Here is a 19,886-nt window from a genome sequence, read left to right on the forward strand (position 1 = left end):
TCAGCGTAACCGGGCTCCGCGCCCTGCCGCACGCGGCTACGATCGGCTGGGGAGGTCCGCAGGACCAGGGGAACGGGGTCATCGTGAACGCGCTGCAGATCGTCGGTGTGCACGGCATCCGGCAGGGTTCGTCCGCCACGACGGAGGGGCTGAGCCGGACCTGGCAGGAGTCGGTCGCAAAGGCACTGGCCGCCTCCGGCCACGCTGCGACGGCCGGCCCGGTCAGGGTCGCCGTCCCCTCGTACCAGGGTGTCTATCCGAAGACGGCCACCCGCTACATGCGTCTGGGCCCGGATGACGACGCCGGTCACGGGGACGGCGCACCGGTCGACGACGAGGAAGAGGCCTTCATCCTGCAGGCCCTGGCCGCCTACGCGCCGGCGTCCCTGGAGGCCGAGGACGCATCGCCGATGGCGGGACAGACCCTCGGGGAGGGCCGTCTCACACCTCGCATCCTGCGGCGGGCCGCGGCCGTGGACCGGGTGGCCGGCAAGGGGATGACCGGCCGCCTGTTGTGGGTGGTGCGCGAAGCCCACGGCTACCTGCGGCACGAGGAGACGGGGGCGGCCGTACGGGCCGAGGTACGTGCGGCACTGGCCGCCACGGGCGCCCGCATGGTCATCGCGCACTCGCTGGGCAGCGTCGTGTTCTACGACATGCTCAGCCGCGGCGAGGTCCCGGCCGCCGCGGACGGCGGTCCCGGGGTGAGGACCCTGATCACGTGCGGTTCGCCGCTGAGCTGGCTGGCGGTCAGGAAGGGCGTGCACACGCCCGGTACGCCGCTCTCGGTGCCTGCCGGGGTGGAGTGGACCAACCTGTACGCCCCGAACGATCCGGTCAGCAAGGGCGGAGGCCTTGACCACCTCGCGGTGGGGGTGACGGACGTCAAGGTGAACAACGGCAGGCTCAAGCCCCATGACGTCCACCGCTACCTGGACAAGCCCGCCGTAGTCGAACAGATCGCCAAGGCGCGAGCCTGCTGACGACACGTTTGAGCACGGGAAACCCGACCGACGCCCCTCGGCGAGGGCGGGCGGGACTACGCATCACGTCCACTCGTCGGGCGGGCAGTGTTGCCGGCTGTGATCGAGCAATCGTGTCCGCTACCAACTGGTGGGCAATGCGACGGCGGTTGCTGATGAAAAGTGGAGCTCCAGAGTCGCACGACGACGAACAGGAGCACGCAGTGGATGGAATCCGGCCGCGTAACGTCTCGGTACCTGGTTCAACGGGGATGGATGCCCCTTCCGGCAGGGCGGACAGCATGTTCGTTGAAATACAGCGTGCGGATACGAAGGCCACGGCGCTGTGTGGTGTCACCGGTGGATTGCTGGCGATTGTCGCGGGAGCGGTTCTGACCGCGCCGACCGGCTCGTCGCGCGTGCTCGGTTGGGTTCTGGCACTGGTGGGGGTCCTTCTCGGGGCGGCTCTTGTCTCGGCGCTGAGGGCTTTGCGTCCTGTCTTTCCCAAAGAGGACGGGCTCATGTGGCAGGACGAATCCGCCAGTGGTGAGAGCGGAGGTACGGAGCCCCCAGGCAGAACTCCGGGCCAGGTGGTCTCCGCAGAGGAGTTTGGGCCCAGGGCTACGAGAAGCGTCGTCCTGACCCGCCTCGCGCGCCGGAAATTCCGGGCGGTGAAGGCATCCGCGGATCTGACAGTGGCCGCAATCGGTGTGGCCGGAATGGGCCTGTTGCTCGCCTTTGTCATGTCCTGAAACCCTCACCCCCTGCAGGACGGTCCATACGTTTGGGGGGACATGTATCAGCCGCACGCTTCGGTGATCGGCACGAACTTGTGGTCGCAGCTGTGCGACCTCGCTCCGATGCGGGTGCGACCAGCCCGCAGCGTTCTCCTACGGCAGGGGGATCCTGGCACCCACGTGGTCCTCCTGGCCTCGGGGTCGACCCTCGTGACCCTGACAGGACCCAACGGCGAGCGTGCCCTGCTCGCGATACGCGGCCCCGGGGAGCTGCTCGGCGAGATGGCCGTCCTGGACGCGCAACCCCGCTCGGCCTCCGTGATCGCTGCCGAGGCCTGCCGCATCCATCTGATTCCAGCTCCCGAATTCCTCTCGTTCATCGAAAGCAACGGCCTGCTCACCCCGTTGCTGCGGCACGCGATCGCCCGTGTCAGGGAGTCGGAAGCCGTCCGGCTCGAACTGGCGACCGCTTGTGTCCCCGCACGCCTCGCCGGTGCGCTGAGCCGGCTCGTCCAGGCGGCATCGACGCACCAACTCGGGGTCAGTGTGCGGCTGACTCAAGCGGAGCTGTCCCAAATGATCGGCGCTTCCCGCAACGCAGTCGGCACGGCCATCAAGCCGTGGCGGGAACAAGGATGGCTGGCGACGGATCCGGCCGGAGGGCTGCTGATCCACGACATCGCATCGATCGAGGCCCACGCTCACAACGCGATGTGACCGGCCGCACCCGGGTGGTGCCCAGTAGTGGGCACCACTGTGCGCTCGGGCCGATGAGCATGGGGCACCCGGTTCCCCCGTCGTAGCCGAAAGGCCGGTGACACCATGCCCCATCCCCCGCCCTCCTCCCTCGATGTCCCTCCGGAGCAGGCGCTCCTGGCTGTGGACATGCAGGGCTACAGCCAGATCCCGGAGACCAAAATGGCCCCGGTACGTTCGGACCTGGACGACGTACTCACCAACGTGCTCGCTCACAGTGGAGTGCCCGACCCGCGGATTCCGCCCGGCGCGTTCAAGGACACCGGCGACGGCGCCATCCTCGTGCTGCCCGCCGCGGACATCGCCAGGCTGGTCGATCCCCTCCTGGAGAACCTCCACGCTGCGCTCGTCAGGTACGACCGTCAGCGTCTCGCCAGCGCCCCTCCGATCCGCCTGCGTGCCGCCGTCCATGTCGGTCCGCTGTCCCTGCCCGATCACCGCGGTGACGCCATCAACGAGGTATGCCGACTGCTCGACAGCCAGGTCGTGCGACAGGCGCTGACCGCGGCTCAGGAACATCGGGGCGGTCTCCTCGCTGCCGTCGTCTCGGAGCCAGCATTCCGCCGGACCGTCCGAGCAGGACGCACGCCCGGCCTTGACGCGGAGCACTTCCTCCGGGCAACGGCCCGAGTGGACGGCAAAGCCTTCGAGGAACCCTGCTGGCTGTACGTGCCACGCATGACGCCGCACGCCCTGGCCCCGCTCGTCATGCCGGGCACACCCAGCGGTGGAAAAGCAGCCTCGACGTCCACTCCGTCGGCAGAGCCGGAAAGCTCGTCCACCGTCTTCCGGTTCGTCGGCCCGATGACCGACACCACCGTCATCAACGAGGTCAAGTCGATGCGGATCGACCGACGCCGGATCTGACCCGCACCGCATGACCGCCCAGCCCCTGCCGCCCACGTGGAAAGGAAGCAGAAACCGCATGTCCGACGAGCAGCCGCATCCTCCGCCCCGCTCTGCCGAGTGGTTCTCCCCCGTCCATGAGAATCACCAGGGCCACGACAATCCGCAGCCGTTGGATCCACCAGCGGACGTCCTGCCCGGAACGGCGGCCGCGAGCGGCCTGCCGACGAACCTGCCAGCGCTCGTTCCGGCCCTTCCGGCCCCGGGCCCGAACACCGGTCCGGCGTCCATCACGGTGAATCATCCGGAGATGGTCGTCGGCACCATCCACACCATGAACGTCGAAACCCGCAAGCGGGACATCCTCGAAGGACCCACGCTTCAGCGTCACCGGATCACAAAAGAACCGCTCGTCCGCAAGGGCCAGTGGACCGAGGCCTGGAGGCAGGCGCTGGATCTGGACGAACGGCGCCTGCGGCGGCACGTACTGATCATCGTGGCCCCGCGCTCGTTCGGATCGACCACACTGGCCCTGCACCTGCTCGCCCGGCACACCGACGATCAGACGGACATCGTCAAACTCGACGCCGACTGGAAGGTCCCGAAGGTGGGCCGGCTGCCGGCCGAGAACCAACACGCCTACCAGCTCGACCTCAAAGACCCCGACCGCGACCGCGTCTCCGCCGACTTCCTCAAGGGGCTCGAGCAGCATGCCGAGTTGCTCGAGAGCCTCGACTCCTATCTCGTCCTGAACGTGGCCAAGGACCTCTGGGTCGACCACTACCTGCCGTCTCAAGCCGGTATCCACGTGGTCCACCTCAATGCGCCTCCTCCTGCGCAGGAGGTCGTGGAGGCCCATCTGCAGGATCGGGATGTTCCCGGCCTGGTGCCCTACCTTCACTCCATCGACCGGACCAAGGTCTCGCTGAACGGCTTGGATGCCGTGGAGGCGGTCCGAGCGGCCGACTCCGTCGTCCTGGCCTGGCAGGAACACACGCGGCTGACCGGATCCGCCTTGTCGGTGGACGACCCGTCGTGGAGCGCACTCGACGCCGGGCTCACCGCACGGATCACTGCCGCGCTGTCGGACTGGCGAGACAAACTCGATATTTTGTTCGGTGAATCAGTCGTCACGCACGTCGGGAAAGAGACATCGCTGCCGGTCGAGGACCGCTGCCTCCTCCTGGCCCTGGCCGTGCACCAGTCCGCTCCCATGCCTGATGTGGCCAAGGCCGCGCGAAGCCTCCAGGACATCATCAGCACCGACGACGCGGGCAAGAGCGGCTTCGCGTCAACAGCAGGTGCCGTGTTCGCGGGCCGCGGGCTCCGTCGCCGCATCGTGGACGCCGGCGCAGCGGTCGACACCCACGACGGGGTCGTCTTCGACCAGCCCGGGTACGGCAGGGCCGTGCTGACCTACGTCTGGGACAACTACGAGGTCATGCGCGATCCCTTGCTGAAATGGCTGATGGCCGCAGACGGCAGCGCCGACGCGAACGAACGCGTCGTGGACGCCATTGTCACCCTGACCCTGCGGCACGGGACCGCACTGCCCTTCACACAGCTGGGATCACTGGCGCGCACGGCGAAAAAGGGACTGCTCAGCGCGGTCATGGCGCGGGCCGTACTGGACGAGCACGCCGGCCGCCACGCCTGGGCCACTCTGTACGGCTGGGCATCGGCCCAGGAGCACGCGACCGCGGTGGTGACCACCTGCCGACGCGTCCTGCACTCGGCTGACGTCACTTCCTCGCAGGCCAGGATGGCGATGGTCCGGCTGCGGCGTGTCGCCAACACTGCTCGTGACGAAGCGATCCAGGCTGAGGTCTTCCGCGCCTTCGAGGAACTGGCCCGGCGCTCCGATGGCGTCGCGCGACTGGTCGCCGAAGTACACACCTGGCAGCAATCCGGACGGTCCGGCAGGGCAGGCGCCGCAGCCTTCCTGACCCTGATGTCGGTCCCGAACGGCACCACCCCGTGGCTGCTGTCACAGGAGGCCCCGTCCGAAGTCGACGTGGAGCGCACTCTGCAGGCATTGCTGGGGGATGTCATCACGGCGCCGGACGTCATCGACCGGCTCACCGAATGGATCAAGCGTTCGGCAGCCGATCCAGCCTCCTACGCCCTCATCCGGAACCGCTTGGTTCCGGCACTGCGCGGCCAGAAGATGTTCAAGGCCTCCATGGATCTGATGCAGGCACTGGCCGGAATCCCCCTGGGCGAGGACACCAACGCGGCGGAGGACTTCTGGGGCCGCCTCGTCGACAGCCGGGTGCGTTCGGTGTTCCCGCTCGAACGGACTCCGGCGTGAGGTGGCCCTGGCAGCGTCGCACTCGGAACATCCGCTGTACCGAGCCGAGAATGCTGCGCTGCGCGACCCCCGGCATCTACTTCGAGGCCACGTTCGCCATCGAATGGCGCCCTGCCCTGCGGACGCGGCCCAACCTCGAGGACCTCGTGCTCAGCCAGGCCCTGTCAGCCGCCGGGGAGGTCGCGCGGCGCTTCGAAGCGGTGGAGGTGCGCACCGCGCAGGACACCATCAACGCCGAGCTCGGCACTCCGCAGCACACGCGCGCCGATGCGTACCGGTGCCTGGGTGCACGTGTGAAGCTGGCTCTCTCGGAAACCGCACGTGAGAACGTCGCGCAACTGCGGGCGGACGAGGCACGCGTTCGGCGCCTGCGGTTCCTGCGAACGAACCTGTACGAGCATCCCGACCTGTTCGTGCTCGACCGAATAGAGCGGCAGGCCGACTTTCCGGGTTCTGGGCAGGTGGCCGACTGGCAGCGCCTGGCGCGCTGGATCGTCGCGTCCAACGAGTGGTGGCAGCCCGTGCTCGAACAGTGGGAGTCGGTCGGCCGGGGCTTCGACGACATCGAGCTGCAGAACCGGGCCATGCTCGCGCTCTGCGAGGCTCTCCGGACTCTGACGGACGAGAAGGCGTTGAGCCAATCGCCCACGGACACCGCATCCATACGTCGCTCAGACGCCGCACAAGGACGCGGGGCATGAGCCTGACCTTTTGGCGGCTCGTCCTCGACCCGCGCACCTCCTGGCGTGCGCGCCGCCTGCAGCGAGAGGCGGACAACGGCCTGTCGTTCGACGCGGCCTGGCGCAGGGCCCGCATGCTGGCGGCGCCCGATGAGATGGTCTACCGGCTTCACGGCCACGAGTTCCCCATCGAGGATGAGGAGGAGCCCGACACGGCATGGCCGGAGAGCAACAGCCACCGCCTGCCGTGAACCACCAACCCAGGCTGTGGTGGCGCATTGTCCCTCCCCGCGGGTGCGGGGAACGGATCCCGAGCTGCTCGCCCAGGTTGCCCAGAGCGGGACCATCCCCGCAATGGCGGGGACAAGACAGCGCCCGTGTCACCCTTGGGCCCGTTGAGGGGTGCATCCCCCGCCGAGGCGGAGAGCTCAGCACAGCTTCGCACACACCCTGGTACCGCTCCAGCCGCTGCCGGGGGCGATGCACTCTTCGTTTGCTCGTGGCAGGCGGCCTCGGGATTTCGGGTCAGCTGCCGCCCGCTGCGCGGGCGTGGACGGCGGCGATGTCCCGTACTCGGAGGACCGCTTCAGGTTCCACCTGGGCGAGCGCCGGTAGGGCGTGGTGCCAGCCGGCCGTGGCCAGCGCCTGGTGGAGGAAGCTTGCGGCCGCCTGTGGGTCAGGCGAGGCGTACGGGGAGACGGCCAGGGCCAGGTGCCGGATTGTGCGTGTGAAGGGATCGGCCTGCGTCGCGTCGGTGCCGGGAAGCGGGTGGACCGGCACTCGGGCCAGGTGCCCCGCGAGCGCGGCGAGCGCGGCCCCGCAGGTCCGGGGGTCCGTCGGCCGCCCGGCAACGCGGCGGGCCGCTTCGATGTCGCCCAACACCGCGTGGACCACCGCGAGGGCCGCTGTGGGGAAGTGCTCGGGCCCGCGGTTCGCCAGGTCGCGGGTCAGCCAGTCCAGTTGCCGGCCTGGGTCCTCCCCCGCGCCGATCCGCAGGAGGGCGTGTACCAGGGCCGATTCGGGCTGCCAAGTCTGCGGGCCGTTCTGGTCCGCGTAGGCGACTGCGGCGTCCTTCAGCTCATGCAGACGTGCCTCGTGCGGGTGTCCGGCATGGGCCACGGCGGGAAGGAGCTCGGCGCACCGGGCCAGCAGGGCTGCCAGGGCGCGCGGCGCCTTCCTGCCCGCGTACAGATCGTCGAGGAGCCGGAGCAGCAGGTCGCTCGCCGAGTCCGGGTCGTGGTCCGACAGTCCGGCGGCCACGGCGATGCGGGCGAGCCGGTCAGCTTTTCTCCACGCCGCCTTCTGACTGCGGTCCACAGGCATCGTGTGCTGCCGGATGAGGTCCACGGCTGCTTCTCTCTCCCCCGCGCAGGCCAGCGCCTGCGCGGCAAGCGCCCAGACGCCCGCAGGGTGGCTCGCCCGTCCTCCCTGCGGAACCGACCCCGCGGCGGCCTGCGCCGCCTGGCAGGCGTGCCTTCGCGCCTCGATGCCCAGACCGAAGTCCGCGTAGGCCAGGGCCACGGCGGCGTGCGACCGCGCCCGGTCGGCCGGGGCTTCCCACAGGTCGATCAGCCGCTCGGCATCCTCCGTGGCATCGATACGTACGAGTGCTCCGGCCAGGGCGGGGAACCACGAAGGGGCGCGCCCCCAGTCCGATCCGGCCAGGGGCAGCCGGGCCAGGGCATCGTCCAGACGGCTCTTCGCCTCACCGTCTTTGCCGAGGCCCGCCAAACGGAAGGCCTCGTCGGCCAGCCTGTCGGCCTCGGAGTCGTCATCGTCTCCCGGCTGCTCGGAGGGGTCTACGCGCCCTCCGGGGAGGGTTTGCTCCACTTCATCGACGAAGCGGCGAACCTGCTCGGCAGGGGTTCCGGTATCGGTGAGCACCTGGGCCAGCCGGGCGACGGTGTACCGGAAGCCGTATTCCAGGTGGAAGGCGTCCGCCGATGACAGCGGCGTGGTGGCATTCAAGAGCATGGACTCGATGTGGCTCCGGGCCGATTCGACGAAGGCCGCGGCCGCCTCCGGACGGGCCTGCGCCAATGCCGAGGCCGCGGTGACCAGAACGGACACGTGCTCCAAGGTGGGCTCCGCAGCCCACACCTGCTCGGCGTGGTTGAAGATGCGGTCGTGGAGCCGGTCCGTGCGGTCGGAAGCCAGGGCCGCGACGGTCTCCCACAGCTGTACGGCAACGGTACCGTCGTCGTCCGCCAGAATCTCGGCCTCCTCCTCCAGCGTGTCCAGCAGTGCCGCCGCCGCGTCCGGCCGATGCGGCGCCAGCAGGCGGGCCGCCTCCGCCCATGCCTCATAGCGCGCCGTGCTCGATCCGCGGGTCGAGCGCAGCAGGTCCAGGCCCGCCTCCACCTGCTCCGTCACCAGCAGGGCGAGCGCGGCCTGGCCGGCAGCCGCCTCCGCCTCGTTTGTGGCGTACTCGACGGGGCTTGCCTCACGCAGGGCCTTCCGAGCCCACTTCGCCGCCTCCCGCGCGGTCTCCTCGGCGTCATCGTGTCCGGACTCCGCCAGGGCACGGGCCACTTCGGCCAGGCCCGCCGCCTTCAACGAGGCTTGCGGGGACGCTCCCGCCATGGCCCTGGCCCGCCGCGCGTCGCCGCGCCGAGCGACGGTCGGCGCCACCGACCGGGGCAGGGGCCGCGTGTACGGGAGCAGTGCCTCCCGCGATACGGCCACCCCCGCCTCGGCGGCGAGGCTCGGCGGAACAGGGTCGGGACCGTACGGCGCGACGAGGTCGAGGTCGGCGAGAGCCACGTCCAGCCCGGAGCGCAGTACGAGACGGAGCTGGCGCCTCGGGTCGAGGACGAGGTCTCGAAGCCGGTCGGTGTCCCGGCTGCGCTGCGTGAACCGTGTGTAACCGGTGAGCAGGTAGTTCGGGGTGTCCTCGGGCCAGCCCTGCTCGCGGTATCCGTCGGCCCAGGTGTGCAGTTGACCTTCGTGCACGGCCAGGGCGTCCTTGCCCAGGGCGTTGGCCGCGGCCCGGCGCAGTTCCTCATGTGCCAGCACGAATGTCTGCTGGCCGACGTCGGCCTCGGCATCGGCCTGCCCGCCCAGCAGGAGGTGGTCGGTGTCGGTGGGTGCCATGTTGCGGCCGACGACGCTACGGAGCCTCGTGTCGATGTCGTGCGGCCTGATTCCGGCGAGTGCGGCGAGGTCCGCGCCGGTGAGCGCTCCCCCGGCGGCGGCAAGCAGGCCGAGCAGCCGGGAACCCACGAGCGGGTCGTCCAGCAGGGCATCCAGCTCCCGCAGGGCGGTGTCCCGGATGACATGGGCTGCGGGCGAGGCGGTCAGCCGGCGGACGGTGCCCGGATCCCGGAGCGGATGGCCGTCCGCGACATCGTGCGGGACCTGCGGGTGGGGACGCCCGGACACGATGACGCGCATGCCGTGCGGGGGCTGCTTGGGCAGCAGCGCCGCGATGCTCCGGCCTCCCGGGGCGGCGTCCGCGTCCTCGTCGAGGCCGTCGACGATCAGCAGCAGGCGCCGATGCCGTCCTGCGCTGGCCCGCGCGGCGTCCTCGAACAACCTGGGCAGGCATTCCGGCCGCCCGCGTTCAACTGCCCGGACCTCCCGGCCGACGACGGAAGCGAGCTGCTCCCCGACCGCCAGGACGAAGTCCTGGCGGTGGTTGGTGCCCAGACGCCCGGCGATGAAGTGGTGGACGACGTCGACCCCAGCGGGGAGGCAGCGGTCGGCGAACCAGGCGAGCAGCGCGCTCTTGCCGGCCCAGGCGTCCGCCTGCCACCACACGTACGCCGGGCCGCCGTCCGGGGCGGTAGTGAAAGCCGTCAGCGCGGCCAGCTCCTCGTCCCGGCCCGCGAACTCGTGCGGGAGGACGTCCTGGAGGGCCTGGGAGGGCACACCGAAGAGGCGGCCGGGCGAGGCCGCGTGCACGCGGCGGCCGCGGCCTCCCTGTCCGCTCTTACGGACGGCCTGTGCCGCTTCCAGCCGGGCGCGCCAGGTCTCCGTACCCGTGGGCGGATGCTCCGGGGACCGCCGTACCGCCCGGCCGTCCAGGAAGGGGATCAGCAGGCTCAGTACGTAGCGGACGTGCTGTGGCCTCACAGGTACCGAGCGGCCCCTCAGCCAGTCGCTGAGGGTGGAGTCCGCCACCGTGAAGCCGTGCGGCTCGCCAAGACCGACGAGGTGCTTGAGCCCGAACTCGGTCCCCCCGCCCGCTGCCGCGTACAGCGCCCGCAGGTCCTCCGCGAAGCCCAGTCCCCTGCCCCCGGCCGCCGGCCTGCCGCTTCCCCCACCGTCCGCCGCAGACTTCTCCGGAATCACCGGCATCCCCTCCCTGACCTGTACACCTGCTTCGACTCTGGCTCGGCGTACATCGCCGGAAACCCATCGGACAACGGATACCTGTGGAACCGCACCCCGTGGAGAAGACCGCCGGGTGACCATCCCGAGGGGGATCTCCCATGTCCGTACTGCAGTCCGTCTTCCACGAGGCGGCCACCCTGACCGCCGCCACCGGGCTCGTCTACGCCGGCGCCATCGCTGCGGTGGCCGGGTCCTCGGTGCTCTCCCGCAATCCGCAGCGCCGCCGCGACGCGCGGGCCACCCTGGCGATCCTGATGCGGCGCGACGATCAGCGCTGACATTGCATGGAGGGGAAACACGTGCGAGTTGAGCGGCTTACTCAGAGGAGTTAGAAAATCGTGAGATGTCTTAGCCAAGTCGCCTGCATCCCCTCGCCGTTCATGATGTGGTGAGCACCGTGAGCCTCGTCGAGGAGCCCTGCGCCGACAAGTCCTGCCCATCGTGGGGAGGACCTTTCGGTGCAGGAGGAGTCAAGGATGCGGGTTCGCTTACGGGAGAGGCTGCGGAAGCGCGACGTACGTCGGCTTGCGCTGACCGGTGTCATGTGGCTGCTGGCGCTCGTCATCGCGGGGTTCGTCTCCGCGCTGATGGCCAAGCTGGTCGACGCCATGTGGTGATGGCTGCTCCTCGGCTCGGACCGCCGAGGAGCAGCCATCGTCGCCCCTCTCACCGGGCCCCTGCCCCGTTGTCGTGGGTCGGGGGCCAATCACAGCAGGAGGACGCTTCTGCAACAGGCACGGATCTGCCGAGGGGAGGTGTCCGAGCCGACTCGTAGCCGCCCTCCAGCCTAGAACAAACCGACGGACGAGGGGGGCACAGTTCATGGAGGAGGATGCCCGGGCCGCATGTGCCTCCGCATGACTGCCGCCCTGGCTGACCGCTGCTCAGGACGCTAACCTCGGCCCGTACGGAGCTCCCTGCCAACACGGGGATGGTCCGTCGGAGGTGTTCGCGCTGCATACCCGCGTCACCTTCTCCCGCAATCGCGGGAATGACCCGTCAGAGGTGTTCGCACAGCGCCTCCTGCCAGTTCCCCGCGTGCGCGGGGATGCCCCCCGTTAAGAGCAGAGTCCGTCCGATCCCTGCGTGCGCAGGGACGCAGCCGTCCCGTCCAAGCGGTCGCTGACGAGGCGGCAACTCAGCAACCGCCGAGCACGGGGAACGTGACTACACGGGAAGAACCCCTGAGGCGACGACGAACGCAACGTCCCCGATGTCCTGCCAGGCGTCGCCCCACTTCTCCCGCTCCTTTAGCTGGGGGGCGCGGTGCTCGCGCAGGCGGCGATGTTCAGGCTGTCCAGAGCGATCGGGCTGGCGCTGCCGTCCCTCTTCGGCGCGGACTCGTACGGGTCCCAGCCCTCCGCCACTATCTCTTTGGCCGGGGCGATCTGCTCACCGTCCAGGTCGACGTCGGACCGCTCCTGGCCGACGCACTCGCCCCTTCGCAGGCCGCGGGTGCCGGAGAGGTGGAAGAGGGCGTACAGCCGGCAAAGAGCCACTCCTGAAGATCCACACCTTGAACCGGCACCTCCCGAGGCTCCCCGAGGACGAACCGCACGACCTTGTCGAGCCCATCAAGACCGAAGGCCCCGCGGTGCACAGCCGGATACTTGTTTTGGGTCAACCTCGCCGTCCTGACGAAGTGTTGCTTGCCCACAAGTCTGGCTTCGGAAGTCCGCTTCCTTCGGTTCCGCTCTCGGGTTGCACATGTTTGCAGTGATGGGCTGCGAGCTGGCGGCCTGCCCTCCGCTTGCGTCGCTGGACATGCAGGAGCGGCCCTTTTCTTCCGTTCTGTCCGCGCTGGCTGGCAACAGATTTATGCATCCACGACGGCTCCGCACGTACGTACGATCGCCGAGATTTGCATTCACGGACTGCGATGACGGGCTCCGGCGTGCCTGTGGGACCGTCGCTGGGAGGGGATCGTATGAAGACGATGCGCAAGGCTGTGGCTGTCGCGATGGGCGGTGTGACGCTGCTCGCTCTGGGCGTGACGGAGGCTTCGGCTGAGGGGTCGAGGACCAGCTACATCGCGGGTTGGAGCCGGGGTGGTGAGTCGAACCGCTGGTACGACAACAACAGCGACTCCAACACCACCACGGTGGGTTTCTCCAACTGCTACACCGACAGCTCCTTCAACTCGGCCACGGTGGCCGTCTTCCAGGACGTCAGCTGGAGCCCTGACAAGAACATCGCCACCAAGGTGAACTACTGCAACACGACCTACTACGGCCGTGTCAGCGCAGGCTCGTACTACTTCAAGCTGACCGACTTCAGCGGCGGCTCGAACCTGAGTGTGGACGATGTGAACATCGGCTGGTAACCGATGCAGGCCGGGGCCCGGTGGAACGATCGCCGGGCCCCGGGCCGTCTCAGAGCCAGACCACATCAGCGCTGCGCACAGCCCCTTGCGGGCGGATTGAGCACAAGCCCATGACACTGCGTTTGACCGGGATCGGGTTCCGCTACACGCGGAGCGCGGCCGTCTTCGACGGGTTCGACCTGTCGATCTCCAGTCCTGCCACCGTTCTTTTGGGGCCCAATGGGGCCGGGAAGTCCACTTTGATGGGGCTTGCTGCAACGCACCTGCAGGCCGAGACGGGAACGGTCTCCTGGCGGTATACGACCCCGGGCAGCCGCCGGGAGCGGGTTGCTTACGTGCGGGCAGTGGCGTGGCTGCCCCAGGAGGTGGTGGCGATTCCCGGGCTGAAGGTCCGCGAGCAGGTCGCCTATATGGGCTGGCTGAAGGGCATGTCGCGCACTGCTGCGTGGGACGCCTCCAAGGAAGCGCTCGAGCGAGTGAAGCTGACTGATCTCGCGGATCGGCGCAGCCACCAGTTGTCCGGGGGCCAGAAGCGGCGCATGGGACTGGCAGGGGCGCTCACTCACAAGAGCGAGCTCATCCTGATGGACGAACCGACCGCCGGCCTGGACCCGACGCAGCGGAAGATCTTCCGGAAGCTGTTGGACACGCTCCGCGAGGACGTGCACATCGTTGTTTCCACTCATCAGACCGAGGACTTGGCCGACTCCTACTCCGAGGTCGTGGTACTCGACCAGGGCCAGGTCCGGTTCCAGGGCAGCACCGAGGCGTTTCACGCGCTCGCCGGTGCGGGCACGGACAACCCGCGCGAGCGCGCCGAGGCCGCGTACGCCGAGCTCGTCCGCGGAGAGGTGTAAGGGATGATGCTGCGAACCCTGCTGCGCTCCTCGGCAGCCGTCTACGTCATCCCCTTCCTGATCCTGTTCGTCATGAGCGCCATCGCACGGGATCTGACCGCCTGGACCACAGCCGGCTACTGGCCGTCCGCCACCGGCAGTTCCCTGCACTCCCTCCCGTTCATCTGCACCATCTCCGCCGGGCTGGCGGCCTGGGAAGGCGCGCGCCTGACACAGGGCAAGGTCTTCGGACAGACAGCCGCCCGCAGTCCTCTCGCGATCACCGCGCCCGTCCTGGCCCCGGTGGTAGCCGGAGCCCTCCTGACCTCCCTGGCCGCACTGCTTCTCTCGGCCGATGCCGCAGGCGTCAGCGCCGGGCTGCCGGACCTGCACATGCTGCTCGCCGTGGTCCTCATGGTCGTAATGAACACTCTGCTCGGGTTCTGCGCGGGACTGCGATGGCGAGCAGTGATCTCCGTACCCGTCGTTCTCGTCGGGGCGTTCTTCCTCAACGCCTATCCCGTGTCCTGGAGCATCCTGTGGATCCGGCACCTGATCGGTGGGGGGCTGGCGGACTGCTGCGCGGTGGACCAGGTGCTCGACGGACGTGCCGTATGGCCGGTCGTGCTGTTCACCGGCGGCCTCATCCTTGCTTGCCTCATGGGCATAAACAGCCGCACAACGCCCCGCACCATCGCAGCGATGACGGCCTCCGTAATCATCGGCACCGGCCTGGCCGTAGCCGTCGCCATTCCGATCCCGGTTACTCCTGTGGCCGACCGGCCGACCGGGGGCCTGGTCTGCGAGAAGGCAGCCGACACCACGGTGTGCCTGTGGCCCGAGGTAGAGAACCCGGACAAGATCCGGCCGACAGTGAACACCGTGCGGCACAAGCTCACCAACGCCGGCATCGAGACCTCCGCCACCTTCACCATGGCGGCGACCACGCGAAATGGCGAGGCGAAACTCGGCATCACCACCAAGCCCCGAGGCGCCGACGTGGTCGCCGGCGTTGCCCTCAGCCTGATGCCGGCCGTACCGGCCTGCGCAGCCGACGGCCCCTACCCGGCCGCACCCGCACAGCCACCCACAGCCGCCTGGCTCCTGGTCACGGCCGGAATGCCCGCCGAGGCCCTCTCGGGACGCTTCGATCCCCCCACCCTCGACCTCGTCAACCGGATCCGGACCCTGCCCCGCGAGGAGCAGCAGGCCTGGTACCGCTTCAACAACGAGGCCATGCGGGGATGCACCACCAAGGCCCAGATCACCCCTGCGGCGCTGACCCGATGAACTGGTGGCTGAAAGCCCGGGCCGCTCAAGGCCTTGCCGGAGCCGCTGCGCTCACTGTCGTCCTGGGCATCCTCCTGGGCGATGTCGAGCTGCCCATCCCGGTCCTGACGGGGCAGGCCGGCGTATTCCTCGCGGGGCACCTCCTGACCGTCCTGCCAGCCGTCGTCCTCATGTACGGGCAGGAACGCACAGACCGGCGGATCGAGTCCACGGCAGCCCGTCCGGTCAACCTGTGGAATGCCTGTCTGGGCGCCGCTATCGCCCTCGCGGTAGCCGCCGCAACGGGCCTGATCTACCTGATGTCCGGATCGGCCATGGCCATTGTCAGCGGGCGCAACATCGGCGCCTACATCGGCATCGCCATGATCCTCGCCGCATTCATCGGCCCCCGGGCATCGGCTGTCCTGACGACATTGCTGCCCATCGGATTGGCAAACACGGGATGGACCCCATCTGGCAAGCCCGAGGTCTGGGCGTGGCTCCTGCATGACGCGAATTCTGGAATTGCAATGACCGCAGCCGCGCTCGCGCTGGCGGCGGGATTCGCCGCTCTCTCGCTACGGAGGAATCCCGCGCGATGGAGAGTTCTGCATTAGTTATTCAAATGCGGGCCCACAGAATCCGCGGGCCCGCATTTGCACACCTCTACCAGTAGATGTTTACGGTGCCGGCGCTGAAGGCGTCACCACCCGAGAAGCTGTCCAGTTTGAAGTAGTACGACCCGGCCGCCACGTCACCCCACTCCGACGCCCCGCAGTAGTTCGTCCTGCCGCCGTAGCCGCGGTCCGGAGCGAAGTCGATGTCACGCCACAGGGACAGCGAGGCCCAGCTGAAATGTGCGGTCGTCTCGCAGTTGTTGAGGGCCACCGTGGTACTGGCGGAGTCGCTGCTGTTGTCCCACCAGCGGCTCGACTCCTTACCCGGCTGCCACCATGAGATGTAGCTGGTGCGAGAATTCTCAGCCTGAGCCGGCAGCGCTGCCATCCCCACCAGAAGCACCCCTCCAGCGATGGACGCTGCGATCTTCCTTTTCATCTACTACCCCTCCCGACGATATTGGCGCATACCTCATCAAGGCGCGCGCTTAGAGGCTGGACGCGAAACGCCTAGCCGTTCGAATGCTAGTCGGATATTCAAGTCGCCTAAAGGGGGGCGTGGCGGGTCGGTCCGGAATCTGGCACATCGCCGGGAACGAATGAGCAGAATCAGCCAGTCCGGTTACTCCTTATGGTGGTAGCTTTTTGTTTCATCGGCTGAGTTAAACCACCCTCTAGCGGCGCGCTACCGCACATCAAATGACGGTGACCCCTAAATCGACATCTCGCGATGGACTGATTCAGGCCGTAATCCGGAACGCCGTCGTCACTCAGCGGCAGGCCACCATCGTCCGTCAATCACTGAGGTGGCCGGCCAGCAGGGTTCGTGAGATGTCGCAGGCGCCGTGGAGGTCCGGCAGGATGTTGTGTCGGCCAGGAGTTCGTAGGCGAAGACGCCTGTGCGGTAGCGGGCGGTCAGGCAGCGCACCGATCCCGGCTCGCCCGCGTGGTGGCGAGCGAGGATCACGTATGCCTGGCGCTCGGCGGTGACGGGGTCGGTGGTGAGCGGGTTGGCCAGCCACCCGTCGGGCCGCGTTGGTCGCGTACCAGCGGGCCGACCGGCGCAGCGCCACGGCGGACACAGCGACGTCGCCCCGTTCAGGGTGAAGAGCTGCACCTCGGAGACGAAGAGCAGCAGCAGGCTGATGTCGGCCGAGCCCGCGATACGGGCGATGCGGCCCGTGAGGTCGAGGAGACCGTTGATCTGCTGTACCTGGTCGGCCTCGACGAGATCGGGTACCAGGGCGGCGAGGTTGGGGTCGAATAGCGCCCCGAGCGTGCCGAGGAGCAGTACACCAGCGAGCAGCAGAGCGATGCCCCGCGCGTCGGGCGACCACAGGAACGGCAGCGCGACCGCGACCGCTGCCCGCGCCCCGTCGACCCAGGCGAGTGCCCGGTACGAGGAGAAGCGGGAGACGAGCCGCCGGCCCACGGTGCCGAGGGTGACGTACGGCAACGACTCGGCGCCCGCGACCAGGCCCATGAGCGAGGCCGAGTCGGTCGCGGCGTAGACGACCCACATGACCGCGAGGACGTAAAGGCGGTCTCCGAGGACGGAGAGGCTCTGTGCGAGCCACAGCACCAGCACGGGCCGCCGTCGCAACAACCGCAGGTGTTGCATGCGTGCTCCGGGCCGATCCGTGCCAGACCGGGCACAGAAGCCCCGACCGAATCGCGGCCAACCCTGGGCCCGATGGGAGCAACCGGCGCAGCCTTCTCCCACACCGCACACGAATTCGGCATGGTCGGTGCCCATCGCTGCGTAGGCGTCGTATTAGCTTGCCGTTTACGTCTGCCGTCGAACGGTGCTCGAACTTGTCCGGGGTTTCCCCAGTTCACGGGACGTACGCGGGACCGGAGCCTGATCCTGTGGGAAGGGTTGCTGCGGCACGGAGGCCGGGATCGTGGAACTGGTCGAGCACGAAGTTCAACGAGACGCTTTCGTGGCGGTGACAGGGTTCCGGTCGGAGCTGTACGCGTGCCTGGTCTCCCGGAGCGACGCCCTGTTCGAGCTGTGCGACGCCTTGCTGTGCGCTGAAGGCCCGGTCCGCACGCTCGTGGACCTTGCCCTCGCTCCCGAGCACCGACGCGGTCACGGTGCCCTGTATTTCGGACTCAACCAAGGCCGGATGGACGTCGCCCGGCTGCGCCGGGCACTGGCCGGTGTGCCGCTGCCCCGGGCCCGTGACGGCCGGCTGGTGCTGGCGGTGGACGTGTCCCCGTGGATGCGGCCGGACGCGGACACCTGCTCGGACCGCTCGTTCTGCCACACCTTCGGCCGCGGCCTGGGCAAGCATCAGATGGTGCCCGGCTGGCCGTACTCGATCGTCGCCGCGCTGGAGACCGGCCGGACCTCCTGGACCGCGCTGCTGGACGCGATCCGGCTGGAGCCCGGCGCGGACCTGGCCGCGGTCACCGCCGACCAGGTCCGTGAGGTCATCGAACGACTTGTGGCGGCCGGTCAGTGGCAGGCTGGTGACCCGGACGTCTTGCTCGTGTTGGACGCCGGTTACGACGCTCCCCGCATCGCCCATCTCCTGGCTGACCTGCCGGTCGAAGTGCTGGGGCGGCTCCGGTCGGACCGGGTGATGCGCAAGCCGGTCCCTGTGCCGTGGATCTGCCCGCCTCAGGGTGGGCGCCCGCCCAAGTTCGGCGGCGAGTTCGCGTTCGGGCGGCCCGAGACCTGGGGCGAGGTGGCGGTGGTGACCGAGACCGACACAGACCGGTACGGGACAGCGACCGCCCAGGCGTGGGACCGGCTGCACCCCCGGCTGACCCGGCGGGCGGCGTGGCTCGACCACGAGAGCCCCCTGCCGATCATCGAAGGCACGGTGATCCGGTTGGCGGTCGCGAAACTGCCCAGCGGTGGGGTGAACAAGCCCGTGTGGCTGTGGTGGTCCCGGACTGGTGCCCGCCCGAGGACGTGGATCGGTGCTGGCAGGCGTTCCTGCGACGGTTCGACGTGGAGCACACCTTCCGCTTCCTCAAGCAGACGCCCGGGTGGACCCGACCCAAGCTCCGGGATTCTGGCGCGGCCGACCGCTGGACCTGGCTCGTCCTGGTCGCACACGCCCAACTCCGCCTCGCCCGCCCCCTCACACGGGATCTGCGCCGATCCTGGGAGCGGCCGGCGGAACCGAGCAGACTCACCCCTGCCCGCGTCCGCCGGGGGTTCAGGAACCTGCGCGCGAAGACGGGCACGCCAGCTGGTGCACCGAAACCCACACGGCCCGGCCCCGGCCGCCCGCTCGGCTCGAAGAACCGGCGGCCCGCCACTCACTACGACGTCGGGCGGGTCCTCGCCACCGGCGAGTCCTACACCCAACCCGCACACCACAAGAAGGGGACGAAGCCCCGGCGAACTGGATGAACAGCAAGAACGGCAGACTAGGGCCCATGGACTCAGGACTCGCTGCGCTGCTGGGCGCCGCCATCGGCTCCGCCACCACCCTAGGGGCCGCAATCGTCAACGGCCGTGCTCAGGCACGGTCCCAGCACGCACAATGGAGCCGCCAGCATCGCCGCGACGCATACGCCGGCCACCTGAGCGCTCTCCATAGCCGCGACATTGCCATGGACACCGTTCTCGACGCGCTGCGTTCAAACCAACCCAACCTGCCCGACATCGACGAGAAGATAGGCCGCTTCATCACCCTGGCCCGCGAGGTCCACCGAGCCTGCGAAGTCGTCATCATCGAAGGGCCAGCGTCCGTCGCGGAAGTCACGGAACGCGTCACCGTCGCCTCCAGCGACCTCTCACACGTCATGCGACGGATGGCCGAGAACGCCCACGCGGGAAACACCACCCACAAGGCCGAAGACATTGCCCTTGCCGCCGAACGAGGGCGGGCCCTCTACGAAGCCGTCAAGGACTTCCGCCTCGCGGCCCGCAGCACCATCGGCAAAACCAACTGATCCAGGGACTCCGAGCCCGTCCCCCAGACCGTTGGGCGATTGAGGCGTTGTTCAGCCTAAAACGTTAAACGGCAAGCTTAGGCAGAAGAGAAAATGTTCAGAAGAGCAGGTCAGAGCCTGCGTGAGGTGAGACCGCTGTGAGTTCGAGGTTCATCCCCGCGAGTGCGGGGAGCGGCCGAAGTCGGCGACACACCATGGCACCGTGACCAGTTCATCCTGCGAGAGCGGGAGTCATTGTTGAGCACGGGTGTGGGGGCCGACCTTTTACCGCGGTAAAAGGTCGGCTCCCCGAGCGCAGC

At 68.7% G+C, this 19,886-nt stretch carries 18 protein-coding genes and 1 pseudogene; 15 read left to right on the forward strand and 4 right to left on the reverse strand.

The window, feature by feature from the left end:
* The first annotated feature begins 83 nt into the window (after positions 1-83).
* The 7 genes from ACFV0Q_RS00940 (at position 84) to ACFV0Q_RS00970 (ending at position 6,543) form a co-directional block, all read left to right on the forward strand.
* On the forward strand, positions 84-983 hold the full coding sequence (locus ACFV0Q_RS00940) for a hypothetical protein (protein WP_384998387.1): 900 nt from the start codon (positions 84-86) through the stop codon (positions 981-983).
* Positions 984-1,264: 281 nt separating this feature from the next.
* Positions 1,265-1,714, forward strand: coding sequence for a hypothetical protein (locus ACFV0Q_RS00945; protein ID WP_384998390.1), 450 nt, complete (start codon positions 1,265-1,267; stop codon positions 1,712-1,714).
* A gap of 108 nt (positions 1,715-1,822) precedes the next feature.
* Positions 1,823-2,416 carry a Crp/Fnr family transcriptional regulator gene (locus ACFV0Q_RS00950; protein WP_384998570.1) on the forward strand — a complete coding sequence of 198 codons (594 nt, stop codon included), beginning with the start codon at positions 1,823-1,825 and terminating at the stop codon, positions 2,414-2,416.
* A gap of 168 nt (positions 2,417-2,584) precedes the next feature.
* The gene (locus tag ACFV0Q_RS00955; RefSeq protein ID WP_384998573.1) at positions 2,585-3,322 is read left to right on the forward strand and encodes a hypothetical protein; all 738 of its coding nucleotides are present in this window, start codon (positions 2,585-2,587) and stop codon (positions 3,320-3,322) included.
* Positions 3,323-3,380: 58 nt separating this feature from the next.
* Positions 3,381-5,612, forward strand: coding sequence for a hypothetical protein (locus tag ACFV0Q_RS00960; protein ID WP_384998393.1), 2,232 nt, complete (start codon positions 3,381-3,383; stop codon positions 5,610-5,612).
* A gap of 50 nt (positions 5,613-5,662) precedes the next feature.
* Positions 5,663-6,313: a hypothetical protein gene (locus ACFV0Q_RS00965; protein WP_384998396.1), complete on the forward strand. Its 651-nt coding sequence runs from the start codon at positions 5,663-5,665 to the stop codon at positions 6,311-6,313.
* Positions 6,310-6,543 (forward strand): hypothetical protein, encoded by a 234-nt coding sequence (locus tag ACFV0Q_RS00970; protein ID WP_384998398.1) that lies wholly within the window; start codon positions 6,310-6,312, stop codon positions 6,541-6,543. The genes ACFV0Q_RS00965 and ACFV0Q_RS00970 overlap by 4 nt, the downstream gene beginning before the upstream one ends.
* A gap of 274 nt (positions 6,544-6,817) precedes the next feature.
* Here the strand turns inward: ACFV0Q_RS00970 and ACFV0Q_RS00975 are convergent, their stop codons facing one another.
* On the reverse strand, positions 6,818-10,591 hold the full coding sequence (locus tag ACFV0Q_RS00975; RefSeq protein ID WP_384998401.1) for a hypothetical protein: 3,774 nt from the start codon (positions 10,589-10,591) through the stop codon (positions 6,818-6,820).
* Positions 10,592-10,725: 134 nt separating this feature from the next.
* On the opposite strand from ACFV0Q_RS00975, the gene ACFV0Q_RS00980 reads away from it, so the two are divergent.
* Both ACFV0Q_RS00980 and ACFV0Q_RS00985 read left to right on the forward strand, forming a co-directional pair.
* Complete coding sequence (locus ACFV0Q_RS00980) at positions 10,726-10,905, forward strand: hypothetical protein (protein ID WP_384998404.1); 180 nt, start codon at positions 10,726-10,728, stop codon at positions 10,903-10,905.
* A 198-nt stretch (positions 10,906-11,103) separates the two neighbouring features.
* Positions 11,104-11,244, forward strand: a complete 141-nt coding sequence (locus tag ACFV0Q_RS00985) for a hypothetical protein (RefSeq protein ID WP_384998407.1) — start codon at positions 11,104-11,106, stop codon at positions 11,242-11,244.
* A 633-nt stretch (positions 11,245-11,877) separates the two neighbouring features.
* On the opposite strand, the gene ACFV0Q_RS00990 is transcribed toward ACFV0Q_RS00985, so the two are convergent.
* Entirely contained in the window at positions 11,878-12,126 is a 249-nt protein-coding gene (locus ACFV0Q_RS00990) for a hypothetical protein (protein ID WP_384998410.1), read from the reverse strand.
* 437 nt (positions 12,127-12,563) lie between these two features.
* Here ACFV0Q_RS00990 and ACFV0Q_RS00995 point away from each other — a divergent pair, with 437 nt between their 5' ends.
* The 4 genes from ACFV0Q_RS00995 (at position 12,564) to ACFV0Q_RS01010 (ending at position 15,672) form a co-directional block, all read left to right on the forward strand.
* Positions 12,564-12,950: a hypothetical protein gene (locus tag ACFV0Q_RS00995; protein ID WP_384998413.1), complete on the forward strand. Its 387-nt coding sequence runs from the start codon at positions 12,564-12,566 to the stop codon at positions 12,948-12,950.
* A 110-nt stretch (positions 12,951-13,060) separates the two neighbouring features.
* Complete coding sequence (locus tag ACFV0Q_RS01000; RefSeq protein WP_384998416.1) at positions 13,061-13,807, forward strand: ATP-binding cassette domain-containing protein; 747 nt, start codon at positions 13,061-13,063, stop codon at positions 13,805-13,807.
* Positions 13,808-13,810: 3 nt separating this feature from the next.
* On the forward strand, positions 13,811-15,076 hold the full coding sequence (locus ACFV0Q_RS01005; protein ID WP_384998419.1) for a hypothetical protein: 1,266 nt from the start codon (positions 13,811-13,813) through the stop codon (positions 15,074-15,076).
* Positions 15,073-15,672 (forward strand): hypothetical protein, encoded by a 600-nt coding sequence (locus ACFV0Q_RS01010; protein WP_384998421.1) that lies wholly within the window; start codon positions 15,073-15,075, stop codon positions 15,670-15,672. The genes ACFV0Q_RS01005 and ACFV0Q_RS01010 overlap by 4 nt, the downstream gene beginning before the upstream one ends.
* A 49-nt stretch (positions 15,673-15,721) precedes the next feature.
* Here the strand turns inward: ACFV0Q_RS01010 and ACFV0Q_RS01015 are convergent, their stop codons facing one another.
* Both ACFV0Q_RS01015 and ACFV0Q_RS01020 read right to left on the reverse strand, forming a co-directional pair.
* The gene (locus ACFV0Q_RS01015; protein WP_384998424.1) at positions 15,722-15,943 is read right to left on the reverse strand and encodes a hypothetical protein; all 222 of its coding nucleotides are present in this window, start codon (positions 15,941-15,943) and stop codon (positions 15,722-15,724) included.
* Positions 15,944-16,438: 495 nt separating this feature from the next.
* Positions 16,439-17,293 (reverse strand): MFS transporter, encoded by an 855-nt coding sequence (locus tag ACFV0Q_RS01020; protein ID WP_384998426.1) that lies wholly within the window; start codon positions 17,291-17,293, stop codon positions 16,439-16,441.
* Positions 17,294-17,576: 283 nt separating this feature from the next.
* On the opposite strand from ACFV0Q_RS01020, the pseudogene ACFV0Q_RS01025 reads away from it, so the two are divergent.
* A pseudogene (locus ACFV0Q_RS01025) lies at positions 17,577-19,042 on the forward strand (NF041680 family putative transposase).
* A gap of 26 nt (positions 19,043-19,068) precedes the next feature.
* Complete coding sequence (locus tag ACFV0Q_RS01030) at positions 19,069-19,587, forward strand: proline dehydrogenase (RefSeq protein WP_384998429.1); 519 nt, start codon at positions 19,069-19,071, stop codon at positions 19,585-19,587.
* Positions 19,588-19,886 lie beyond the last annotated feature (299 nt).

Source organism: Streptomyces sp. NPDC059564 (assembly GCF_042735575.1).
In the GTDB taxonomy this organism is placed as follows: Bacteria; Actinomycetota; Actinomycetes; order Streptomycetales; family Streptomycetaceae; genus Streptomyces.